The sequence below is a fragment of the Nocardia salmonicida NBRC 13393 genome, assembly GCF_001613085.1.
GTDB classification, from domain to species: domain Bacteria; phylum Actinomycetota; class Actinomycetes; order Mycobacteriales; family Mycobacteriaceae; genus Nocardia; species Nocardia salmonicida.
Window position 1 is genome coordinate 1 of record NZ_BDBR01000002.1, and the last position, 21,292, is coordinate 21,292.

A 21,292-nucleotide genomic window follows, 5' to 3' on the forward strand; every position below is an offset into this window, starting at 1 on the left:
CTGCCGTCTTCGGTCGGACGGAAATAGGCGAAACCGACGACGGCGGAGTCCTTCTCGGCGACGAACACACCCGCGGTGACCGGCTCGGACAACACGGTGTGCCAGCGGGTGGAGTGATCCGCGTCGACCGGGCCGTCGAGGTACTCGTCAGGAAAGATGCCCGCGTAGGCGATGCGCCAACTGGCGGTATGGAGAGCGGCGATGGCCGCAGCGTCGGCGGAGCCACCGGTGCGAATCAGCATACGGTCGAGCATGGTCGAGGATCGCCGGGTTTGTCACACGGATAACTCCGGACACGAGAGATCGCCGGGCCCGGCGATCATGGACGTGCCGGTCGGACCAGTAGCGCAGTGAGTCGGCGGACGATCGGCAGGACGAGCAGCAGGATGGGGAACGCGATCGGCCAGGACACCGCCCAGGAACGCAGCCACAGCACGGCGTTCATGCCGTCGCTCATGAGGGTGCTGATCAGGGAGACCAGGCAGGTCATGAGCAGCGAAAGCAGCAGTGGCAGAACCACACCGGCGGCGCGGGCGGGAAGCTTGAAGGAAGACATCGTTGCTCCGTAAACGGCTATCAGGCAACGGCACCACCGGGTGGTGGGCCGGAGCGTTGATTGACGTGAACGCTTACGGCGATGTGAGATCGCGATGTCGATACTAAGCACAGGCGAACGGCGAGCGCAATGGTCAAGACCTGGTGCTCGTTCAGCCCCGCGCAGGGAGTCGTATGTTGCACAGCATGGAGACGCTGTACAGGCAGCTGGCAGGCCAGTTCGCGGAGCGGGTCGCCCACAGCGATTCCGCCACAAGGGAACTCGCCTTCCTCAACGGAGTCGCCTTGAGATTGTGGGTCGAGAACGACGTTGTCCATGCCGAACTCGATTCGCTGCAGGGTGGTTCGGAGTTGTGGATTCTGCGTCCAGGCAGTGATGACGTCGACGACTTCGTCGATGCGGTCGCTGACGCTGTCGGCTGCTGAACCGTGCCTTCTGCCCAAGTATCCGGAAGGACAGAATCGGCAGCGGTCGTCTACCCGGTCTGCTGCGGGGGAGGAGTGAGGTCGCGCGGCGGCGGTGTCGGCCGGCCGAGCGAGCGAATCGTGACGCCTGGCCAGGAAACGCCGCGAACTCCACCGGGGCCGCGAGCGACGCGGATTCCTTCGGCGGTGATCCGAGGGCGGTAGATGGTTGCGCGGTGACCGAATGCCGGGTCGAGATCGATGGAGTTGAACAGCCCCATTCTCGTCAACCACAGTGACGCTCGAACTACCTCGTCCTCGGTGAGCGATTCACCCGGCCAACCGACCGATGCGCCGACGACGAAGGCGCCTAGCACCGGCACCGGGTTGTCGAGGAGGTCTTCGTTGTGTGCCCATTTCAGCACCGCCTCGCGCGCAGCCCATTGCCGGTCGGAGCACCCGGGCGTCGTTCGCGCCGTGCTGTCCAACCGCAGCATCGCGGGCTTTTCCATCACGTCACTCCTCATTTTCCGAACCGAGTGGCTCGTGACTATCGATGAGCCGAGGGTGCCCGGCCGGTTCCCCCGGCCGGGCCCGCTGGCGCGAACTGTCAGTCCTGCTCGGCGGCGCGCTGACGCGCTTCGTTGACCGACGCCTCGAGTCGCGCCTTCTCGGCTTCGGCTTCCTTCTCCGCGACCTCGCGCTGAGAATCGGCCTTGTCCTGCTGTGCGCGGCCTTCGCGCTGCAACGAGTCGTTGCCCACCACGGCGCCCGCGACCTCCTTGGCCTTGCCCTTCACGCCCTCGACGACGCCCTTGACTCCGGCCTCTACTCCGCTGTCGTTGTCAGACACGACTTTCCCTTCGATCGGCCCAGCACTTCCCCGTGTGACGCGAGCGAAACCCGGGGTCGGCAGCTCCACGGCTGTCGTTTACAAGGTAAACATATTTCGGTTTATCTTGTAAACCTTTGTGACGATCACTACGCGACGGGGTGCATTGAAAGCAGCCGGAACTTGCCGGTATTCTGGGGTTATAGCGGCGTGCTGGAAAGCCAGGGCCGAAGATTTTGACAGGAGCTCAGCCCTGAGCGAGGACACGATCGACTCGGGCGCCGAGCTGCGCGACAACGGTCCACGGGACGGAGGCGCTCGCCGCTCCCCGCGGTTGGATCGTGTCTTGATCCTGGAGTCAGCGATTGCGCTGATCGACGAGGAAGGCCTGGCGCATCTCACGATGCGCCGTCTGGGCTCGTGGCTCGGCGTCGAGGCCATGGCCCTGTACCGGTACGTTTCCGGGCGGGACGACCTGTTGGCCGGCGTGGTCGATCACCTCGTCGACCAGCTCTACGATCAGAACCTGATGGAGCCCGACGATGAGGGCGGCAGCTGGCAGGGCTACCTGCAGCGCCTCGCGCACGGTGTGCGCCGCGTCGCCATCGAGCATCCCGAGGTCTTCCCGTTGATGGCCGCGAGTCCACCGCAGGCGCCTTGGCTGTGCCCGCCGCTGCGCAGCCTGAACTGGATGGAATCCTTCCTCGACACGATGCTTCACTATGGCTTCGACGACCGTCAGGCAGTCCAGGTCTATCGGTCTTTCGCCACGTTCCTGCTCGGGCACCTCCTTCTCGAGGTAGCGACGATGGGGGTCGAGTTGAGCCCTATCGCCACCGCTGAGCCCGGACAGCACGAATCGTCGGATCTGGCCGACTACCCTCACGTCTATCGCCTGCAGCGCCAACTGGCAGCCAATCGCGCGGCCGATGAGTTCGAAGAATCTCTCGAGGCACTGCTCGATCGACTCGAAGCGATGCGCCGCGCTCGACAAAGCCCCTGAGCGGTGGTCCATGCCGGTGATTTGGGCGAAGCGCTGGAGCGTCTCGACTAGATCAGGCTGATCGTGCAGAGGCGCAAATATCGCTGCCAGTTGCCGCCGGTCGGGACCCGGACGGTGATCTGGTACTCCACGAACCCGCGGCGGCGACAAAGACAGTGTCAGTTGTGCAGTGCCGCAGCCAATCTGAGCGCGACCTCCAACTTGAGTCGCCGGCTCGCGACCTGATGCCCGAGCAGCTGCTCGATACGTTCGAGTCGGTATCGCACAGTGTTTCGATGCACGCCCAGCTCACGCGCGGTCGCCTCGACACTGCACATCGAGTCCAGATAGCAGGTCAAGGTCTTGCGCAGTCGCACAGCGTTCGCGTCCGCTCCCAGAAGTCCGTTGAGCTCTCGCTCGACGAACGAGTCCATCGCCTCCTGGTCCTGGCTGACCAGATGCTCCAGCTCGATCGAGTCGTAGAGCACGAGTCGGCCGGGCCGCGCGATCCTGTGTGACATCTTCTGTGTGGCAAGCGATTCCAGATGGCTACGCCGAAATCCGGCCACCCCGTGCGCGGGCAGCCCGAAGGCCGCATGGATCGAGCCACCCGCCGCCAAGCAGGCGGAGAGCTCGGCGGTGGGCGAGCGATGAGTACGCGCCCAGCCCCACAGGGTTCGATGGCCGCACGCCAAGGTGAAACTTCCGCGAGCTTCCAGATGCGCGACGATGCGCTGCGCGGCCCGCTCGAGGTCGGGTAGGCCACCACTGGCGTTGTCCTCGAGGCGCAGCACGAATGCCAGATGAGAGTCATCGAGCACGTAGCCCAACCGCATCTGCGCGGTCGCCGGATCGACCGGTAAACCGGCGATGATCGAGCGCACCGTCTCACGTCGACGGGAGAAGCGGCCCGCCGGGTCGGGGTCCTGATCGAAAGCGAAAGTGCCACTGAGTATCTCGATTGCCGTACCGGACCAGTCCGCGACACAGGCGGCCGAGTGCATCACCAGCTCGCGCGTTTCACCCACCTCCGATACCGAGAGCTCGATCTGCTCGGACAGCGTCCGGATCATCGCCTGCTGCCCGGAACGATAGATCCGCAACAACACCTTCAGATCCAGACCGCCGTAGGCGATGGACTCCGCCAGCACGTGCGCCTCGTCCGGCAGCTCACTGGGCGTGACGCCGGTGATCAGCGAGGGCAGCATGACTCGCCCCAACGCCGCGGAACTGGCGTGCAGATTGTTACGCAGAACGTAGGTGTCGATCTCTGGCACGTCCCGCAGGATCTGGGTATCGGTGTAGCTGACGATCGACTCGAGTTGGTTGCTGTCGAGGAGATCGGGCACCAGACGATGAAGCCAGGCTTCGGCCTCGGACCCGACGGTCAACGTCGTCATTTCCCCCCCGAGGGTGAGCCAGGCAGTGGACACCGCCCTCGCCGGAGCCGGTGCGGTAGGTTACTGAACCCTAGTGACGGGCAGCATCGCGACGCCATGGACCTCATGTCGAATCTGCTGCCCACGATTTGTGATCAACTCCAAAACGGAGATCGAAGGCCTGTCGTTCATGACCGATATTCCAGCGTTCCCGGCGCTGATTTCCGCTCGCCACCACGTCGTCTCCCGCATCAGGGACCGCATCCCCGATGTGACGGGCGAGATCGTCAGCGAGGCCAGAGCCCAGATGCCTTCCTACGCGGCGTTGGGCCACGCCGCCGTGACAACGCATGCGGCTGGTCTCATCGAGCGGATGCTTGCGGCGCTGTCCGAGGAACGTGACCTGAACGGCGACGACTGCCGCGAACTGCGTGAATATGGGGAAGCTCGCGCTCAGCAGGGTATCTCGCTGGTCGATGTGCAACACGGCTGGAGAATCGCTCTGCGCAGTTTTCGTGCCGCGTTGGTAGCTGACGGCCGAGCGCATCAGGTGTCCGATGGCGTCTTGCTGGAACTGAGCCACGCGATGCTGGATCTGGTCGATCAGGCCGCACTCGTCTACGGCCAGGGCCATCGCGAAGTGGAACTCGAGATCGCGCGTCTGGATCACCAGGTACGGGCCGAGTTCGTGCGGCGGGTACTGCACGGCACCCTCGGCCCTGCCGGAATCCGTGTCCAAGCCCACCAGTACGGCCTCGACATCGATGGAAGCTATCAGGCGTTCCGCACTCGTTCGGAATCGCGTGATACCGACGCCGAGCTACTGCAGCTCTTGCGGTCGGACGGATTCAAGGTTGTCTTCACCACCACGATCGACGATGACATCGCCGGGTTCACTTCCGCGCCCGCGACGCTGCGCACCGAGGCCCCGCTCGGGCTCGGGCCCGCGTGCCGACTGGAAGATCTCGGACGCTCGTTCCGCCTGGCGAGCAGACTCCTGCTGACCGCGGACGTCTTCGATCTACAAGGACCGACCGAGTTGACCAGGGTCGGGCTACTGGCTGCCGTAGTCGGCGACGCCGACATAGGCTCTGAAATGGTCAAACACTATTTGGCGCCGGTGGGTGCGGGTTCGGCGGCACGCACCATCATCGACACGGTCGAACGCCATCTGGACACCGGCATGCACATCGAGACCACCGCGGAGATGCTCGTGGTCCATCCCAATACGATTCGCTATCGGATCAGCCGTTTCGAGGAGCTCGCCGACGCCGACCTGCGTTCTCCGGTGACGGCCGCTCGGGTCTGGTGGGCGATCAAACATCGACGGGCCACCAGCTGAGGATCGGACCGATGTCGAATGTGGCGGCCCTCCGGGGGCCGCCACATCAGTTCGACAGCGCGCAGCACTAATGCCCGTTGCGGGTGTCACCGAACGGTGGGTGGGCCGAGTTCGGTGGGCCGTTCAGACCGAAGGTCGCGACCGGGATCGAAGGCGCCGCGGGGAGCGGCGCCATAGCGTGCCGAGCCGATCTATCTGCGTCGGCCTGCTCGTTCGTGAGATATCTCGACGGAATCAACACCAGGGCGTGGACGCCACCGTAGGCCGATTCCTTCAACTGCACAGAGATCTGATGCCGCGCGGCAAGCGAGGCGATGACGAACAGCCCGAGGCGACCGTTCTCAGCGAGCGTCTCGAGGCTGAAACTCGCGGGCTCGGCCAAGAGAGCATTGCGCGCGGTCAGCTCGTCGCCGGTCATTCCTGAACCCTGATCGATGATCTCGAGCACCGCGCCGTTGCCGACGATTCGACCCGTGACCTCCACCTCGGTTTGGCGACGCGAGAACGCGGTAGCGTTGTCCATCAGTTCGGCCAGCACGTGGATGAGGTCCGCCACCACCGCACCCACGACATAGACCTGCGGCAAGCGATGCACCGTGATCCGCCGGTAGTCCAAGCTCTCCGCGACAGAACCGCGCGCTATGTCGTTGAGCGGCACCGGGTTTCGCCACCGACGTCCCGGCTGCCCGCCGCCGAGGATGATGAGGTTCTCCGCGTTGCGCCGCGCACGGGTGGCGAGGTGGTCGAGTCTGAACAGCAAATCGAGCCGGGCGGGATCCTGCTCACTCTGCTCGGCCGGATCGAGCAATTCCAACTGTTTTTGCACGATGCTCTGGCTGCGCTGTGCCATATTGACGAACACGGTATTGACGCCCGTACGCAACTTCGCCTCGGCGACCGCGGCGGTCACCGCCGCACTGTGCGCCCGGTTGAAAGCGTCTGCCACCTGCCCGATTTCGTCGGTCCCGAACTGCAGTCGATGTAGCTCAGCGTCCATGTCGAGCTTTTCACCGGCTTCGAGCCGCCGCATCGCCTCGGGAAGATGCTCGTCCGACAATGCCAAGGTCTGCACACGCAACTGACGCATACGGCCGATGAGCCGGTTGGCCACCAGTACCACGGCAAGAAAGCCGAGGACCGCGGCGGCGAGAACCGCCAGCCCGCCGAGCAACGAATCTCGCGCCGTTCGGTCCGCGTCGTGCACCGCGATCGCCTGTGCTCGGCGGGATTGGGCTTCCCACAACACCGCCAGTTCGGATCCCACCTGAACCGCCGCGGCCTGCACTTCAACGCGGACCGTCGCCGCGGTGGAGCGCGCGCCGGACCTGCCGCCGGGAGCGGACTCCGCCGGTCCGGCGAGCAGCGTTTCCTGCTGGTGCCGGGTCAATAGACCCCAGGAGGGTCCGGCGATGATCGCCTGCAGCTCGCCGAGCTGTTGATCTTGCAATATCGCGGTGGCGAACGCCGCTTCCGAACGCTGCTCTCCCACCTCGGCGGCGAACTCGATGAACTGCTCTCCGGTCATGGTGTCGGCCACGGTCGCAAGAGCATTGGCCCGCGACAGAGCCTCCGAGGCTCGCAGTACCGCGACGCCTTTGAACAGCTCGATGGACACATCCGACGACGGTGCGGCACGCGCGGCCAACACCGATGCGGCCACGATGACGTCCACTATCGACCCGAACGTCGCGACCACCGCCTCGACCGGCAGTTTGCGGGAGTCGATCTGTGCGCGTAGATCCGGCAACAAGGCGTACAGCTTGTCGTAACCGGCGATATCGGTAGCGAAGTCCGCCCGCATGCGGCTGGCTTCCTGACCTTTTGACTTGACCTCCCCGAGCGTGCCGTTGGACCGCTGACGGGCCGCGATCAGCGATCCTCCGCCAGTGGGTTCCCCAGCGATGTGCAGCACCGACAAGCGCCGCTCCTCCTGGAATGCTTGCACCATCTGCACCGCGGGACCGGTGGTGCCGGAGGCCAATTCGGCCCATTGCCGGGCATCTCGCCCCGCCGCGACCAGATACGCCGCCGCGCCGACCCCCACCGCGAGCAGCGCGAGGCTGGGCACCAGAACGATCGCGATCAAACTGGCGCGAACGCCGAATTTGCCTGTCACGGCCGTGTTTTCGGGCCGCCATGCGAGCAGACCTCGGAGGGTCCTTCTAGTAATCACCATCAATATCCGATCGCCGGCGTGTGAATCCGGAACGAGTGCCGATAATCCTCGCGCAGTCTTACCTCCAGCCGACCTGGGCCGATAGGACGTTTCGTCCAAACCGCCACGGAACGACATGGTCACTTCGGCCAATTCGCGCAGTGGCCTCGGCTACCTCGAGTACCGGCTCGCGCGGGACGGAGCAGCGCTGGACCGATCGACGTTGTGAAGCGTTGGGGCAGAACATGATCAGTCAACGAGCGCGGAGTGGGAGATCCGGATACCAACTGTCGCAACACAACACACAGATGATTGATGTCGATGTAGCATAACTGGCGAGCGGGGGGCTCGGATCTGATCCCGCAGTGGCTCCCTTGCTTGTCGCGAAACTGTTCTGCTGCCGTGAAATACACCAATTCGACAGGAGATCGCCATGCCAGAAGCTCGCCCGAACCGCCTGCGTCTGCTCGCCCCCGATCAGGAAGCCGCCGCGTCGGCCGTCGTTTCCGATCTGCTCACCGGGAACGCGGCCGGTGTCCCCGATTACTTGGTCGATGACATCGCCGCCGTCCGTGGGCGGTGCCGGTTCGCTCAGGTCCTGATTCCCGGCTACGACGGCGATCTGCTCGACGGGATGGCCGCCTGGCCGACCAGCGGTGGCCCCCATGCGCTTGTCGTGCTTCCCGCCGGTTTGGACCCGGCGGGCTGGAAAATGTACTCCGGGGCGCTGATCAGGCTGCTCATGCGCGGCTACGCCGTCGTTGCCTATACCGAGCGAGGCTTGCCCGGTTCCGGTGGTGAGCTGACGGTGGCCGGTCCCGAAGACGTCGCAGACGGCTCGCTGGTCATCGATTGGGCGCTCGAGCACCCGGAAATCCAGGTAGATCCGGAGCGTATCGGCCTGGCGGGCATCTCCTACGGCTCGGGTATCGGCCAGTTGGTCGCCCAGTCCGATCCGCGCGTGAAAGCGGTTGTCGCCCTGAGTACATGGGCCGATCTCGGCGAAGCGTTGTACGACAACCGGACCCGACACATCCTCGCGGCCGAAGCGCTGGCCGCGATCAGCGAGAATCCCAGCGCCGAACTGGTGAAGGTACTCGAGGACTTCCGGACGAACACCAATATCGACGGTGTGCTGGACTACGCGCGACGGCGGTCACCCGCCCACATTCCGGATGAGCGCCGCCCCGTGCCGACCTTCTTCACCAGCTACTGGCACGAGACCATTTTTCCCCAGAACCAGCTGCTGAGCTACTTCGCCGAGTTCCCCGGCCCCAAGCGCCTGGATCTGGCCATCGGAGATCATGGGGCAGTGGAGATCCCGGGCTTGCTGCTCGGCGTGTACACCCGCACCACCGAGGCCGCATACGACTGGCTCGACCACTTCCTCAACGGTGTCGACAACGGCATCGATGACGACGGTGTCGTGCACACCGAGACTATGCACAGCTTCACCGTCTCCTCCTCGGTCGGTGTGGAAGATTGGTCGTCCAACCCGATCCGCACCTACCACCTCGCCGCACCTGCGAGCGGATCCGGCGATGGTGCGCTGGTGCTCGACCCGCCCTCTGACTTCAGTCGGAGTGTCCGTTCCGGTGACCCGAATATCCGCGCCGTGAATCAACTGGTCATGGATGGCTTCCGTGAACGGCTGCTCGTGCCCGTGCGTCACAAGCTCGCCGAGGTCGACCGATCCGCCGGGGCGGTGTGGACGAGCGCCCCGCTCCCGTCGCCGCACCACATCGCGGGCATCCCGCGAATTCGTTTGACGGTGACTCCCACCACCAAGGCCGCCACCGTCGTCGCCTATCTCTTCGACCTTGACGTGGTCACCGGCAACCTGAAGATCATCACCCATGCCGCGACCACCGTGAGCAACGTCGTACCGGAACATCCCACCGCGGTCGAACTGCGCTTGCAGGCCACGGACTATCGGGTTCCCGCCGACCACCGGCTTGCCGTCATCCTCGCCACCGAGGACCCCTTGTACGCCGGCGAAACCGAACCCGGCACCGTGGTGACACTGTCCGCCTTCCACGGTGCCGCGGCTATCGATATCCCGATAGCCGACTGATAGCTTCGGCGACTGATTGCCCCAGGACAGCGCGGTCTCGGGCAATCAGTCGCCCCGAAGGGCCAAGGAGGAGTTCAGCCCGCGAGCACGAGTTGGTCGTCGGTGGTCTGGGCACGCAGATCCCTGAGCAGTCTGGTGAGTTTGCGAGACACGCTCATCTGGGAGACGCCGAGGCGTTCGGCGATCTCGCCTTGGGTGAGTGTGTCGTAGAACCGCCAGATCAGTAGCTGGCGGTCTTCCGGCGACAACTGTGCCAGCAGGGGTGCGACGGTGATCGTGTCTTCGGTCAGTTGGTAGCGAGGGTCTTCGTCGCCGAAAGTGTCGGCGATAGTCATGCTGGGATCGCCGTCGGTGTCACGGGCTGGGGTGTCGAGGCTTCGCGTCTGGAAGGCGTTGGCCGCCACCAGAGTGCGGGCGACATCGGTGACCGGAACATCGAGTTCGGTCGCGAGCTCTTGGGCGGTGGGGGAGCGATGGAGTCGACGGGTCAACTCTTCGGTCGCTGCCCGGACTTTGCCCTGTAGTTCTTTCTCGCGACGCGGAACGTGCAACGGCCAGATGTGGTCGCGGAAGTGTCTACGCACTTCACCCATGGCGGTGGGGACCGCGAAACCCAGGAACGGTGATCCGCTGGTCACGTCGTAGCGGTCGACAGCCATGACCACGCCGAGCCGCGCGGTCTGGAGCAGATCGTCGAACACTTCACCGCGGCCGGTGTATTTGCGAGCGATGTGCTCGGCGAGCGGGAGGCAGATCTCGATGATCTCCTCACGCAGAGCGTCGTGTTCGGGGCTGCGCGGGTCGGTCAGCGCCAGGTGTACGAACAAGGGTTCGGCGTGTTCGTAGGTGGGGCGGGTGGCGGTGGTGGACATGCGGATCAGCTCCTGATGTTCGTAATGCTCAACGGGGGGAGGTGACTAAAGGCTGTGAAGGCCCGGCATTTTGGAGGACATCGTCATCGCGGCGCCCAGGCCGGCGGCGCCCGAGGAGGCGACGGTCGGCGACTGGGTCGAGGCGGCCAGGCCCGACAGAAGGAACACGCAGGTCGCCAACACGATGGCTGTGCCGGTCGGGTCCATGCTCGGCGTACTCGGTGCCCGATGACGTGAGTTGGTCATGAGCTCAGGGTTGACCGCCGTGGAGGCGAATAAACCGGAATATGTCGATGATGTTGAGACGGCGACAGTTTCGGACTTCGGGATTGAAACACCCGTCCAATGGGAAGGCGTCAGTTCATGTCTCGCCCCAGCCTGCCCGGAGCGTTCGTGCGCGGCTCGGGCATCGGCGAGCGCGAACGTGCTGTCGATCGCGACGCGGACCGCGCCCGCGTCGAGTGGGCGTCCCGGTTCCGCGAGCTGTGCGCCGTTCGAACGGGCGGCTCCTGGCGAAGTTGATGAACTCGTCTGCAGGCGCTGCTCTCGGTCGGACCAACTCGGAATGTCGACGGTCCGGTCGAGCTGGCGGGTTGCTGGCGGCGGTGGTGCCGTCGAGATCGGCGTGGCCCGGTTCATCGACGAATACGGCCAGATCCGCGGCGTCGCGTCGATCAGCCAGGGAGCGGGAGCAGGACGATCGACCAGCGGCGATACCTTTAGGTGGTGAAACGGTCACCGGAAACGGATTCCTCGGTCCGGATCATCGACGTCGTGATGGAGATGTTGATGTCGGACGGGTACGACGAGCTGCAGCTCAAGGAGGTTGCTCGTCGGGCCCAGGTTTCGCTCGCGACGGTGTACAAGAAGTTCGCCACCCGTGACGAGCTGATCGTCGCCGCTGTCACCCGCTGGATGGCGATCAACAGTTACGCCGAGCTGGAGCTGCCTGTCGCGGGCGAATCGCTGCGCGACGGGTTGGTCCGCGTCATCCGACACGTCTTCGAGCCATGGGAACGCAATCCCAGGATGCTCGAGGCCTACCACCGCGCGCGCCGGGGTATCGGTGGCCGTCAATTGGACGCCCAGGGCGTCAGCGCCGTGCTGCCGGTCGCCGCGATGTTGTTCGAGGGCTACGACGCCGCTTACGTCGAGGACATCGGCCTGATCGTCACGAACATGATCTACGCGTTGACCGGGCGATTCGTCGACAAGGAACTCGATGTGACCGAGATCCTGCCCACGCTCGAACGAGCGATCGACCGCTTGACGAGCAATAGCGTGGCTCCGCCGGAGAGCGTCCGCGCGACCGACGGCACGGCAGGCTCGCCGTTCCCGGTGTATCCGTCGCTGGCCGGTCCCTACGGACCGGACCGCTAGATACCAGCTGGTATCTCGGATGCCCGCGCGAATAACCCTACTGACCTGCGGTTGAGCGAATTCAGGCACCGAACGTCAATGCACAATCGCTGTGATGTAGATCACAAGTTAGTTGGGTGAGACTGCTGTCACATCGGGAGTAACCGGATTACCGTGTGGTCGGCAGGGGCTCCGAGCGGTCGCATTTCGGGCGCGGGGGCGTACCTGTCGAGATCTTCAGATTCGAAGTTTGGATGGGAAGCCCATGGCCGCACAATTCGTCGATTCCGCGCACTGGAGAGCCCACGCCCGCCGACATCCCTTGCGATATCGCCTGGCCATCGTCGCGCCGAATGCCCTGGAAGTCGTTCGCTACGCCGGGGGCTGGCTCTTCGATCGGACGACCGCCGGGTGGGAGGTCACCGTATTGGTCGACGACCACTCCGACGACCGCCCGTTGCAGATCCTGGGTGCGACAGTCCTCGATATCGAACAGTCGCTGGCCGCACCGAAACACGACACGTGGCCGCACGCTGTGGCGGTACCCACCCAGATGTTCGAGGACTGTCGTGTTCGCGACGGAATTCTGGACTGTCTCGACCACCGTTCGGCCGAGCTGTCGCTGTGGGGCGGTGCTCTTCCGGCCGAACTCGAGGATCGGGTGAGAATCACACACCATCGAGTGAGCCGCGCTGCGCGCGCTTTCAAAGCATGCGCCTTGGCAACGGCGGGATTCCCCGCCGAAGAAGTCGGCCCCACCGAAGTGTTCCGCGTCAGCGCGCCACGGGCCACTGCTGGATTGGTTCCCACGAGTTGACTATGGCAACGGCCGAGCGTGAGATCGCCGACTGGGTGCGCGGCTATCTCCGCCGGCACCCGATTGCCGCCTTGGAAACGGTCGGCGGCCAATTCGTCCTGGGTATGCGTGCGTTGCGGTTTCTTGCCATCGATGTGGTCACCGGCCGATTCGCGTTCCAGGAGTTCGTCCGACAGGCCGCGTTCATGGCATCGTCAGCGGCCCTGCCGACGATCTTTGTCGCCTTGCCCATCGGGGTGACGCTGTCCATCCAGTTCGGGTTGCTGGCCGGACAGGTCGGCGCCACCTCGCTCGCCGGCGCGGCGAGCGGGCTCGCGGTGATCCGGCAGGGGGCGCCGATGGTCGCGGCGCTGCTGATGGCCTCGGCAGTCGGCTCGGCGATCTGCGCGGATCTCGGCTCGCGCAAGATCCGCGAAGAATTGGATGCCATGGAGATCATGGGCGTTTCGGTGATCCGCCGTCTGGTCGTGCCCCGGCTGGCGGCCGGAGTGCTGATCGGGGTATCGCTGACGGGAATCGTCTGCTTCGTCGGCTTTCTCGCGGGCTACCTGTTCAATGTCTTCGTCCAGGGCGGGGCACCGGGAAGTTTCGTCGCGACCTTTTCCTCTTTCGCGACCGTGGACGATTTGGTGCTGACCATGATCAAAGCCGTTGTCTACGGAGCGATCGTCGCCGTGGTCGCCTGTGAGAAAGGGCTGACGACCAAAGGCGGACCAGCGGGCGTGGCGAATTCGGTCAACTCGACAGTGGTCTCCTCGATCCTGCTGCTGATGATCGTGAACGTCGCCTTCACCCAGCTGTACATGATCTTGTTGCCACGGCAGGGGTTGTAATGGCCGCGCAGTACTATCCGCCGGGGGTCAGGCCGATCTACCGAGTCGCGGTCCGGCTGGGATCCGGGGCCATGCGCGTCGGCCACATGGGGACGTTCCTGTTTCGGGCCCTGTTCTCGATCCCGGTGATGCTACGGCACTACCGCAAGGAATTTCTGCGCATCCTGTCCGACATCACCTGGGGCAACGGTTCGATCGTCGTCGGCGGCGGTACCGCGGGCGTCATCATCGTGCTCGGCGCGGCGGGCGGCGCGATCGTGGGCCTGGAGGGCTACAACGCGCTGCACCTGCTCGGCATGGAACCCACCGTCGGGCTGATCGCGTCGACTGCGTCGACCAGGGAATTGGCGCCCATCATGGCCTCGCTGGCCTTCGCCGCCCAGGCGGGCTGCCGGTTCACCGCGCAACTCGGGGCGATGGGGATCGCGGAGGAGATCGAGGCGATGGAAGCGATGGCCATTCGCGCCATTCCCTATCTGGTCAGCACCAGGATTCTGGCGTCGGTGGTCGCGATGTTTCCCTTGTATCTGGTGTGCCTGGCCGCCAATTATCTGGCGGTCGAAGTGGTGGTCGGCCTGTCCGGCGGTCTGTCGGCGGGCACCTATCAGCACTACTTCCAGTTGGTGCTCAACGGCCCCGACATCGTGTACTCGCTGATCAAGGCGATTCTGTTCGTGATCCTCACCTCGACGATCCAGTGCTACTACGGCTTCTACGCCGCAGGCGGCCCCCAGGGCGTCGGCACGGCGGCGGGCCGGGCGATGCGCGCGTCGATCTCGGTGATGATCCTCGTCAATCTGTTGTTGACCGTGGGTCTGTGGGGCATCGGTTCCAGCGCACGGCTGGGAGGGTAGATGTCGGCGACTCTGTTCGAGAAGGACGGGCGCGGTCCAGGCGCCTTCTCGCTGCTGCTGCGTGGCGTGCTGCTCATCGCGCTCGCGGTGGCTGTGGTCACGGCGCTGTTGATGAAGTCGACGGGCCGCTTCGACGCCAAGGTGGAAGTGGTCGCCATGCTGGATCAGCTCGGTGACGGCCTACCCGACCGATCCGACGTGAAGTTCCGTGGTCTGCTGATCGGCACCGTGGCTGCGGTGACGCTCGCCACCGACGGCGGTCCGAATCGGGTCGAGTTGCTGCTCGACCCGGCCTACGCGTCGAGCGTGCCGAGCACGGTCACCGCGCGGGTGGTGCCGAGCAATGTCTTCGCGGTGTCCTCGATCCAGTTGGTGGACAACGGGCCCGGCCCCGCGCTGACCGCCGATACCGAGATCGCCCAGGACCGCAGCCTCGCGACCGTCCAACTCCAGACCGCACTGACCAAGCTGCGCGAGATCATCGCCGCCACCGGGCGGGTCGGATCCGACAGTACCGTCGGCATGCTCGCCGCGGTGGCGCAGGCCACCGATCGGCGGGGCGGCGACATCGTGCGCGCCGGTGGCCAACTCGACCGGATCACCAGGGAATTCGACGCGCTCCTCACGCCTGACGGTGGTCCGTCGACCCTCGGCGCGATGGCCGAGGCGGTGCACGGCCTGAACGCGGCGGCCCCTGATCTGCTCGATGCCCTGCACTCCGCCGTGCTTCCGCTACGCACGGCCGCCGAACGCGAGGGTGAACTTCTGAACCTGCTCTCGGCGGGCAACAACACCCTGTCCGCGGTGGGCGGCGGCCTGACCCGACATACCGATCAGATCGTCACCGTGACGAATGATCTTGTCCCGGTACTCGATGTGGTGGGCGAGGGGGCCGCCGGCTTCGCGCCGATCGTGGTCCGGATCAAGACGATCTCGGATCTCTGGTTCGCCGAGTTCTGGAACTCCGACACCCAGATGGGCACCGGGAAATTCCAGTTCCGATTGAGCCCACACACCGCCTACACCCGCGCGGACTGTCCTCGATACGGCGAGTTGGCCGCGCCGAGTTGCGCCACCGCGCCGACTGCGATCCCCGAACAGGAGTTGTCGCCCAGCATGAATCCGCGGTCGTATCCGGTGCCCCAGCTGAGTCCGGAGATGCAGGATCTGATCCGCCGGATTCTGGGCGGGGAGGCCAATGCCGCGGAATCGGTACTGGCCCAACTGCTCTCCGACGCTCCACTGCCGTTCGGGGGCGGCCGATGAGCTTTCGTCGTTCACTGATCGGGCTGAGCCTGTTCTTGATCGTGTCCCTCGGACTGATCTGGGTCACCTTTGTCACGCTGCACCGGGGCGTAGACGGCACTGCGAGAACGTATTCCGCGGTCTTCAGCGATGTCACCGGCCTGCGGGTCGGTGACGACGTGCGGATGGCCGGAGTGCGGGTGGGCCGCGTCGACGGGATCGCGCTGGTCGGCAACCGCGCCGAGGTGCGGTTCCGAGTAGAGGAACAACAGAAGGTCTTCGGCAATACGAAGGCCTCGATCACCTATCAGAACGTCATCGGCCAGCGTTACCTCGGCCTGGCGCTGGCCGACTTCGGCGAGCCACAGGAGTTGTCGCCCGGTGGGAAGATCCCGCTCGCGCACACCGAACCCTCGTTCGATATCTCGGTGCTGCTCAACGGGTTCGAGCCACTGTTCGGCGGACTGGACCCGCAGCAGGTCGACAATGTGACCGGTGCGCTGATCACCGCGCTCCAGGGCGACAACACCTCGCTGGTCCTGCTGATCGCGCAGATCTCCACCCTCGCCGAGTCCGTCGCGGGGCCGGATCAGGTGCTGGGCGCGGTGATCACGAACCTGAGCCAGGTGGTGGGAGATCTGGCTGCGCACAGCGGCCAGGTGAGCACCCTGCTCACGCAATCACGGTCGATCATCGACGGGCTCTCGCGCCACCGCGACGAGCTGCTTGGGTCGCTGACGACAGTCGCGTCGGTGACCGGTCGCCTCGCTACCGTCGTCGACGACGTGCGGCCACAGCTGAACGAATTCCTCACGCGCGAACCGGGATTCACCAAGCACTTCGAGCAGAACAAGGACAGTTTCGCCTACCTGGGTTTCAACCTGCCCGCCCTGCTGAAGGGGCTGGCCAGGGCGAGCCAGGAAGGGTCCTACCTCAACACCTACCTGTGCAACATGGGTGTGACTTTCCTGCCCGCGCTCGCCACCCTCGTGCCGACCATCGTCGCGCTGGCCTCGCCGACCGGCACCATCCGACAATCACCGATCTGCAGGTGAGGCAATGACATCGAAACATCCGTCGAAGAGCATGCTGGGGCTGATCGCGCTCGGACTGTTGCTCGCCGTCGTCGCCGGGGCAGTGGGATTCAATTCCCTCGGCGTCGGGCAGCAGCGCTACGACGTCGAGTTCGCGCAAGCCGCGGGTCTGCGCGTCGGCGACGGGGTCACCGTCGCCGGCGTCTCGGTCGGCACGGTCTCGGGTCAGCGGCTGGCCGGTGACCGGGTGCTGGTCACCCTGAGCGTCGACCGATCCGCCGCGCTCGGCGCCGACACCCGCGCCGCCATCAAACTGACCACCCTGCTCGGCGCTCGCTACGTCGAACTGACTCCGGCGGGCGAGGGCGAGATCGCCGATCACCGGATCGGGTTGACTCACACCGCCGTTCCCTACGATCTGCAACAAGCGCTCGACAACGCCACCGCGACGTTCGAACAGATCGACGCCGGTCGCATCGCTACCTCGCTCGACGCACTGGCCGACCAGCTCGACGGCGTGCCGACAGTATTGCCCGGACTGCTGGGCAATCTGCGCTCGCTCGCCGCGCTGCTCGGCAGCCGCCGCAACGAGCTCGGTGCGCTTCTGACGGGTGTGCAACAGCTGACCACCGTGGTCAACGCTCAACAAGGTGACCTTTCGGCCATCGTGACCAAGGGCCGCGACCTGGTCACCGAGATCCTCGCCCGCCGCGGTGCGCTACAGACCCTGATGGATTCCACGCGGCGGCTGGCGGATCAGGTCAGGGTCTTGGTCGTCGAGGACCGGCCGAAGATCGACGAACTGCTGCGCGGTTTCGACGGACTGCTCGGCAGCCTCGCCCGCCACGACGACCTGCTGCGCAACATCCTGCAGATCCTGCCCGTCCCCATCCGCAATTTCGCGAACGCCTCTGGCACTGCCAACGAGGTCGACTTCACCGCGCCGGCCGGGCCGCTGATCGACTCCTGGATGTGCGCGCTGAGCGGTCGAGCCGACCAGGTCGCGCTGGCACCCTACTTCCAGGACTGCAAATGAGAAGACTTGTCACGCTGGTCAGGATCGTGCTGGTACTTGCACTCGGCGCGCTCGCCGGTTGCGCGGGCAGCCCGGACGATACGAATCGGGCCATCACCGTGACGGCCCGATTCGACAACGGCGCCGGACTCTACGTCGGTAATGCCGTCGCCGTCCTCGGGATGCCCGTCGGTGAGGTCACCGCGATCACCCCGCGCGGTTCGCACGTCGAGGTCACCATGCGTGTCGAGGGCGAGGTGCTCATCCCGGCGGACGCGACCGCGGTCACCGTCTCGACCTCGGTACTGACCGATCGCCACGTCGAGTTCACACCGGCCTATCGCGGCGGCGCCACCCTGGCCGATCACGCGCAGCTCGGCCTCGACCGCACGCGAACCCCCATCGATTTCGACCGCTTGCTCGGCGCCGCGGACGGGATGGCCGCGCAGTTGGCGGGCGCGAGTCCCGATACCGGTCCGATCGCGCGGCTGCTCGATGTGTCCGCGCAGATCGCCTCGGGCAGCGGTCCGGAGCTGCGGGCCACCATGAACGAACTCGCCGGCGCACTACGACTCGGCGACGACGAGGGAGCCCGGACCCAGGCGGCGATCACCGACATCGTCGAGCATCTGGCGATCCTGGTTCGCGCCGCGGCCGACAACGATCAGGTGATCCGGGAATTCGGCAGTGCCACAGGTCAATTGAGTGCGGTGCTGGCCGAGCTCGGGATCGGCGCGGGTGACACCGGCGCACAGATCGTGCAGATCATGCAGCAGACCGACGACCTGCTCACTCAGAACAGCGAAAGCCTGAGTTCCACCGTGAACAACGCGACGACGGTGACTCGCGCGCTCGCGGACTACCGCGAGGAGGTCGCCGAGTTCATCGACGTGACGCCGCTGTTGCTGAACAACGCCTACAACGCCATCGATGTCGACTACCGCGGTGTCCGGGTGCATGCTCTGCTGGACAAGGTGTTCTTCGACGGCCAGTTGGTGAAGGAGGTGTGCAACGTTCTCGGTCTGCGCCAACTCGGTTGCAGCACAGGAACATTGCAGGACTTCGGGCCGGACTTCGGTATCACCGACATGCTCGAGGCGATGTCGAGGTTGCCGCGATGAGACATCGATGGTCGTCCGCGTGGACTCTGTTGCTCGCCGGTGCGGTGCTGGCGACCGTGCCCGGCTGCTCGGTGGGCCTGGGTGATCTGCCCTTGCCCGCTCCCGGCGTCGGTGGCGCCAGCTATACGATTCACGCCGGTTTCGCCAATGCGCTGAACCTGCCCGAGCAGGCGAAGGTACGGGTGCTCGGCGCCGACGTCGGCCAGGTCGAGCGGATGTCGGCGCGCGACTACACCGCGGTGGTCACGATGCGCATCCAGCACGGGGTGATCCTGCCGGTGGGTACCAGGGCCGAATTGCGCACCGCGACACCGCTCGGCGATGTCTTCGTCGCGCTCACCCCACCGGACGCCGCCGCGCCCGGGGGGCCGCTTCTCCAGGACGGCGACACCATCGCACTGTCGGCCACCCAGGCCGCGGCCACCATCGAGGAGCTGTTGACGACGGCGTCGCTGCTGGTCAACGGTGGTGTGATCCGGAATTTGACCAACATCGTCAACGGCCTCGGCCAGGCTGTCGGCGACCGCGGCGCGAATCTCGCCGCGCTGCTGGACAGATCGACGAGGGTGGTGCAGGCGCTTGCCGCGCGATCAGCCGATATCCGCACGGCACTCGTCGAGGTCGACCAGCTCACCCGGCAATTGCAGGCTCAGCGTCGCCCGCTCGGCGAGTTGGTCGATGTCGCGGGTCCGGCGCTCACGATCATGACCGACAGTTCCCAGCAGGCGTTGGGGCTGATCCGGCAGGTCGATCAGATCAGTAGGGAACTGGCGAAGTTCCCCGCCATCGACGGGACCGCCGCAGTCGGCATGGTTGCCGATATCAACCGGCTCTCCGCGGGGCTCAATGCGGCGTCGACCGATCCCAACGCCAGTCTGGCGGCGATGAATTCGATCCTCGGGCCGATCATCAAGGTCACCAACGGCACGTCCGCGCACGTGAACGCCGATCTGCAGGACGTGACGATCGGTGCGCTGCCCGACCCGGCGCACCCCGGTGATCCGGGCAGCCGGGTACCGGACGCGAGTGACTGGCAGGCACTCGTCGGCACTCTGACCTACACCTTGCTCAAACTGCAGCAGCGCGTGACGGGAGCGGGGCGATGAACATCCCGGAGCGCACTCGACAGGTGCTCGGCGTGCCCGCTCGCGTAGTCGTCGCGTCGGCCAGGTTCGGCAGCAGGTATCGCTCGCCGCTGTCGAGCGGTGCGCTGCTGGTGACTCTGGTCGTCGGCATCGCGTATCTGATGTTCGGTGCGCTCGGTGTCGATCCGACGGCGGCCACGATGACCGTTCGGGTACACCTCGCGCAGTCCGGTGGGCTGCTGGCCGGGCAGAACGTCACCTTGCGCGGGGTACCGATCGGCGAGGTCGCCTCGATCGAACTGACCTCCACCGGGTTGGTGGCCACCGCGGCGATCGACGCGGATGCGCTGGTGCCCGCCGACGGTGCGGTTCGGGTCGCGAGTCTGTCGTTGGCCGGTGAGCAGTATCTCGACTTCCGACCGGCGAGGGACGATGGTCCTTACCTGACCGACGGCACCGAGATCGAGGTCGAGCGGACCTCGACGCCGGTACCGCTGTGGCAGACCCTCGCCCAGCTGGATACCACGCTCGCGCAGGTGGATCCGGCGCGGCTGGCGGTGATCGTCGAGGAACTCGGGGTGAGCGAGCAAGGTCCGCGCAAGCTCGCCGACATCATCGACGGCGGAATCTTCCTCGTCTCTACGTTGGATTCGGTGCTGCCCCAGACGGTGAGCCTCTTGCGAGACAGCCGGACGGTGCTCGCCACCGCCGCCGATGCCGCACCGGGGCTCGGTGAATTCGCCGGCGACGCGTCGGAATTGATGGCGGGCGTCGAGGCGAAGACCGGGGGATTCGTCGATCTGCTCGGCGCGGCCCCGGGAACGCTGGGCGCGCTGGACGCGGTGATGGCGCAGAACTCGCGCGGTGTGGTCGACCTGCTCGGCAACCTCGGCACGGTGGCGGACATGGCCAACTCGAGAGTGCCCGCGCTGCAGGAGTTCTTCTTCCCGACAGAACGCCCCGGATCGACGCTGGGCAACCTCACCGCGGCGTTCCACGACGGGGGACTCTGGGGGCTGGTCAACCTCTACCCCCGCTATTCCTGTGACTACAACCTGCCGCGGCATTCGCCGTCGCGGCCCGACTTTCCCGAGCCGTACCTCTACACCTACTGCCCCAACGAGGATCCGTCCGTCCTCGTCCGTGGCGCGCGCAACGCGCCACGCCCACCGGGCGCACGTATCCCCGGAGCACCGCCGCCGGGGCAGGCGGCCGACACCCAGGCGATCCCGACTCCACTCGGTCCATGGTCCATCCCGCTCACCTTCGCGGGACCGGAGCTGCCGACACCGGTACCGCGGTGACCGGGCTCAGTGACTCGCACCGCACACCA

At 65.6% G+C, this 21,292-nt stretch carries 21 protein-coding genes and 2 pseudogenes; 14 read left to right on the plus strand and 9 right to left on the minus strand.

Annotated elements, in window-relative coordinates; genetic code table 11:
* Positions 1-242: pseudogene (locus tag NS1_RS00590) on the minus strand (GNAT family N-acetyltransferase); the annotation flags it as partial.
* Between the two features lie 77 nt (positions 243-319).
* The gene (locus NS1_RS00595; RefSeq protein WP_056809267.1) at positions 320-556 is read right to left on the minus strand and encodes a DUF2798 domain-containing protein; all 237 of its coding nucleotides are present in this window, start codon (positions 554-556) and stop codon (positions 320-322) included.
* A gap of 185 nt (positions 557-741) precedes the next feature.
* On the opposite strand from NS1_RS00595, the gene NS1_RS00600 reads away from it, so the two are divergent.
* Positions 742-981, plus strand: a complete 240-nt coding sequence (locus tag NS1_RS00600; protein ID WP_157125047.1) for a hypothetical protein — start codon at positions 742-744, stop codon at positions 979-981.
* Positions 982-1,031: 50 nt separating this feature from the next.
* Here the strand turns inward: NS1_RS00600 and NS1_RS00605 are convergent, their stop codons facing one another.
* Both NS1_RS00605 and mbp1 read right to left on the minus strand, forming a co-directional pair.
* Complete coding sequence (locus tag NS1_RS00605) at positions 1,032-1,472, minus strand: hypothetical protein (RefSeq protein WP_157125048.1); 441 nt, start codon at positions 1,470-1,472, stop codon at positions 1,032-1,034.
* 98 nt (positions 1,473-1,570) lie between these two features.
* The gene (gene mbp1, locus NS1_RS00610; RefSeq protein WP_062980561.1) at positions 1,571-1,813 is read right to left on the minus strand and encodes a microaggregate-binding protein 1; all 243 of its coding nucleotides are present in this window, start codon (positions 1,811-1,813) and stop codon (positions 1,571-1,573) included.
* 247 nt (positions 1,814-2,060) lie between these two features.
* Between mbp1 and NS1_RS00615 the strand changes: the two genes are divergently transcribed.
* The gene (locus NS1_RS00615) at positions 2,061-2,795 is read left to right on the plus strand and encodes a TetR/AcrR family transcriptional regulator (RefSeq protein WP_084503397.1); all 735 of its coding nucleotides are present in this window, start codon (positions 2,061-2,063) and stop codon (positions 2,793-2,795) included.
* A 158-nt stretch (positions 2,796-2,953) separates the two neighbouring features.
* On the opposite strand, the gene NS1_RS00620 is transcribed toward NS1_RS00615, so the two are convergent.
* A complete protein-coding gene (locus NS1_RS00620) occupies positions 2,954-4,174 on the minus strand; it encodes a PucR family transcriptional regulator (protein ID WP_062980563.1) in 1,221 nt (406 codons plus the stop codon).
* Between the two features lie 169 nt (positions 4,175-4,343).
* On the opposite strand from NS1_RS00620, the gene NS1_RS00625 reads away from it, so the two are divergent.
* Positions 4,344-5,495: a PucR family transcriptional regulator gene (locus tag NS1_RS00625; RefSeq protein ID WP_157125049.1), complete on the plus strand. Its 1,152-nt coding sequence runs from the start codon at positions 4,344-4,346 to the stop codon at positions 5,493-5,495.
* 67 nt (positions 5,496-5,562) lie between these two features.
* On the opposite strand, the gene NS1_RS00630 is transcribed toward NS1_RS00625, so the two are convergent.
* Positions 5,563-7,794 (minus strand): sensor histidine kinase, encoded by a 2,232-nt coding sequence (locus NS1_RS00630; protein ID WP_255284398.1) that lies wholly within the window; start codon positions 7,792-7,794, stop codon positions 5,563-5,565.
* 289 nt (positions 7,795-8,083) lie between these two features.
* Here NS1_RS00630 and NS1_RS00635 point away from each other — a divergent pair, with 289 nt between their 5' ends.
* On the plus strand, positions 8,084-9,724 hold the full coding sequence (locus NS1_RS00635) for a CocE/NonD family hydrolase (protein ID WP_062980570.1): 1,641 nt from the start codon (positions 8,084-8,086) through the stop codon (positions 9,722-9,724).
* A 74-nt stretch (positions 9,725-9,798) separates the two neighbouring features.
* Here NS1_RS00635 and NS1_RS00640 read toward each other — a convergent pair whose 3' ends face one another.
* The 3 genes and pseudogenes from NS1_RS00640 to NS1_RS41415 all read right to left on the minus strand — a co-directional run.
* Complete coding sequence (locus NS1_RS00640) at positions 9,799-10,596, minus strand: SigB/SigF/SigG family RNA polymerase sigma factor (RefSeq protein ID WP_056809258.1); 798 nt, start codon at positions 10,594-10,596, stop codon at positions 9,799-9,801.
* Positions 10,597-10,641: 45 nt separating this feature from the next.
* Positions 10,642-10,842 (minus strand): hypothetical protein, encoded by a 201-nt coding sequence (locus NS1_RS41410; RefSeq protein WP_169812730.1) that lies wholly within the window; start codon positions 10,840-10,842, stop codon positions 10,642-10,644.
* Between the two features lie 183 nt (positions 10,843-11,025).
* A pseudogene (locus NS1_RS41415) lies at positions 11,026-11,235 on the minus strand (hypothetical protein); the annotation flags it as partial.
* Positions 11,236-11,322: 87 nt separating this feature from the next.
* Here NS1_RS41415 and NS1_RS00645 point away from each other — a divergent pair.
* From NS1_RS00645 to NS1_RS00690, 10 genes are all read left to right on the plus strand, one after another.
* Positions 11,323-11,976 (plus strand): TetR/AcrR family transcriptional regulator, encoded by a 654-nt coding sequence (locus NS1_RS00645; protein ID WP_235569261.1) that lies wholly within the window; start codon positions 11,323-11,325, stop codon positions 11,974-11,976.
* A gap of 301 nt (positions 11,977-12,277) precedes the next feature.
* A complete protein-coding gene (locus tag NS1_RS00650) occupies positions 12,278-12,772 on the plus strand; it encodes a hypothetical protein (RefSeq protein WP_056815092.1) in 495 nt (164 codons plus the stop codon).
* A gap of 2 nt (positions 12,773-12,774) precedes the next feature.
* Positions 12,775-13,605 (plus strand): MlaE family ABC transporter permease, encoded by an 831-nt coding sequence (locus tag NS1_RS00655; protein ID WP_062980572.1) that lies wholly within the window; start codon positions 12,775-12,777, stop codon positions 13,603-13,605.
* Positions 13,605-14,459: an ABC transporter permease gene (locus tag NS1_RS00660; RefSeq protein WP_062980574.1), complete on the plus strand. Its 855-nt coding sequence runs from the start codon at positions 13,605-13,607 to the stop codon at positions 14,457-14,459. The genes NS1_RS00655 and NS1_RS00660 overlap by 1 nt, the downstream gene beginning before the upstream one ends.
* Positions 14,460-15,725, plus strand: coding sequence for an MlaD family protein (locus NS1_RS00665; RefSeq protein WP_062980575.1), 1,266 nt, complete (start codon positions 14,460-14,462; stop codon positions 15,723-15,725). It begins immediately after the preceding gene.
* Positions 15,722-16,759, plus strand: coding sequence for an MlaD family protein (locus NS1_RS00670; RefSeq protein WP_062980577.1), 1,038 nt, complete (start codon positions 15,722-15,724; stop codon positions 16,757-16,759). The genes NS1_RS00665 and NS1_RS00670 overlap by 4 nt, the downstream gene beginning before the upstream one ends.
* A 4-nt stretch (positions 16,760-16,763) precedes the next feature.
* Positions 16,764-17,774, plus strand: coding sequence for an MCE family protein (locus NS1_RS00675; RefSeq protein ID WP_056809249.1), 1,011 nt, complete (start codon positions 16,764-16,766; stop codon positions 17,772-17,774).
* Positions 17,771-18,874: an MCE family protein gene (locus NS1_RS00680; RefSeq protein ID WP_062980578.1), complete on the plus strand. Its 1,104-nt coding sequence runs from the start codon at positions 17,771-17,773 to the stop codon at positions 18,872-18,874. Before NS1_RS00675 ends, NS1_RS00680 begins: the two co-directional genes overlap by 4 nt.
* Positions 18,871-19,980, plus strand: a complete 1,110-nt coding sequence (locus tag NS1_RS00685) for an MlaD family protein (RefSeq protein WP_062980580.1) — start codon at positions 18,871-18,873, stop codon at positions 19,978-19,980. Before NS1_RS00680 ends, NS1_RS00685 begins: the two co-directional genes overlap by 4 nt.
* Positions 19,977-21,263 (plus strand): MlaD family protein, encoded by a 1,287-nt coding sequence (locus NS1_RS00690; RefSeq protein ID WP_056809243.1) that lies wholly within the window; start codon positions 19,977-19,979, stop codon positions 21,261-21,263. The genes NS1_RS00685 and NS1_RS00690 overlap by 4 nt, the downstream gene beginning before the upstream one ends.
* The last annotated feature ends 29 nt before the right edge of the window (positions 21,264-21,292 follow it).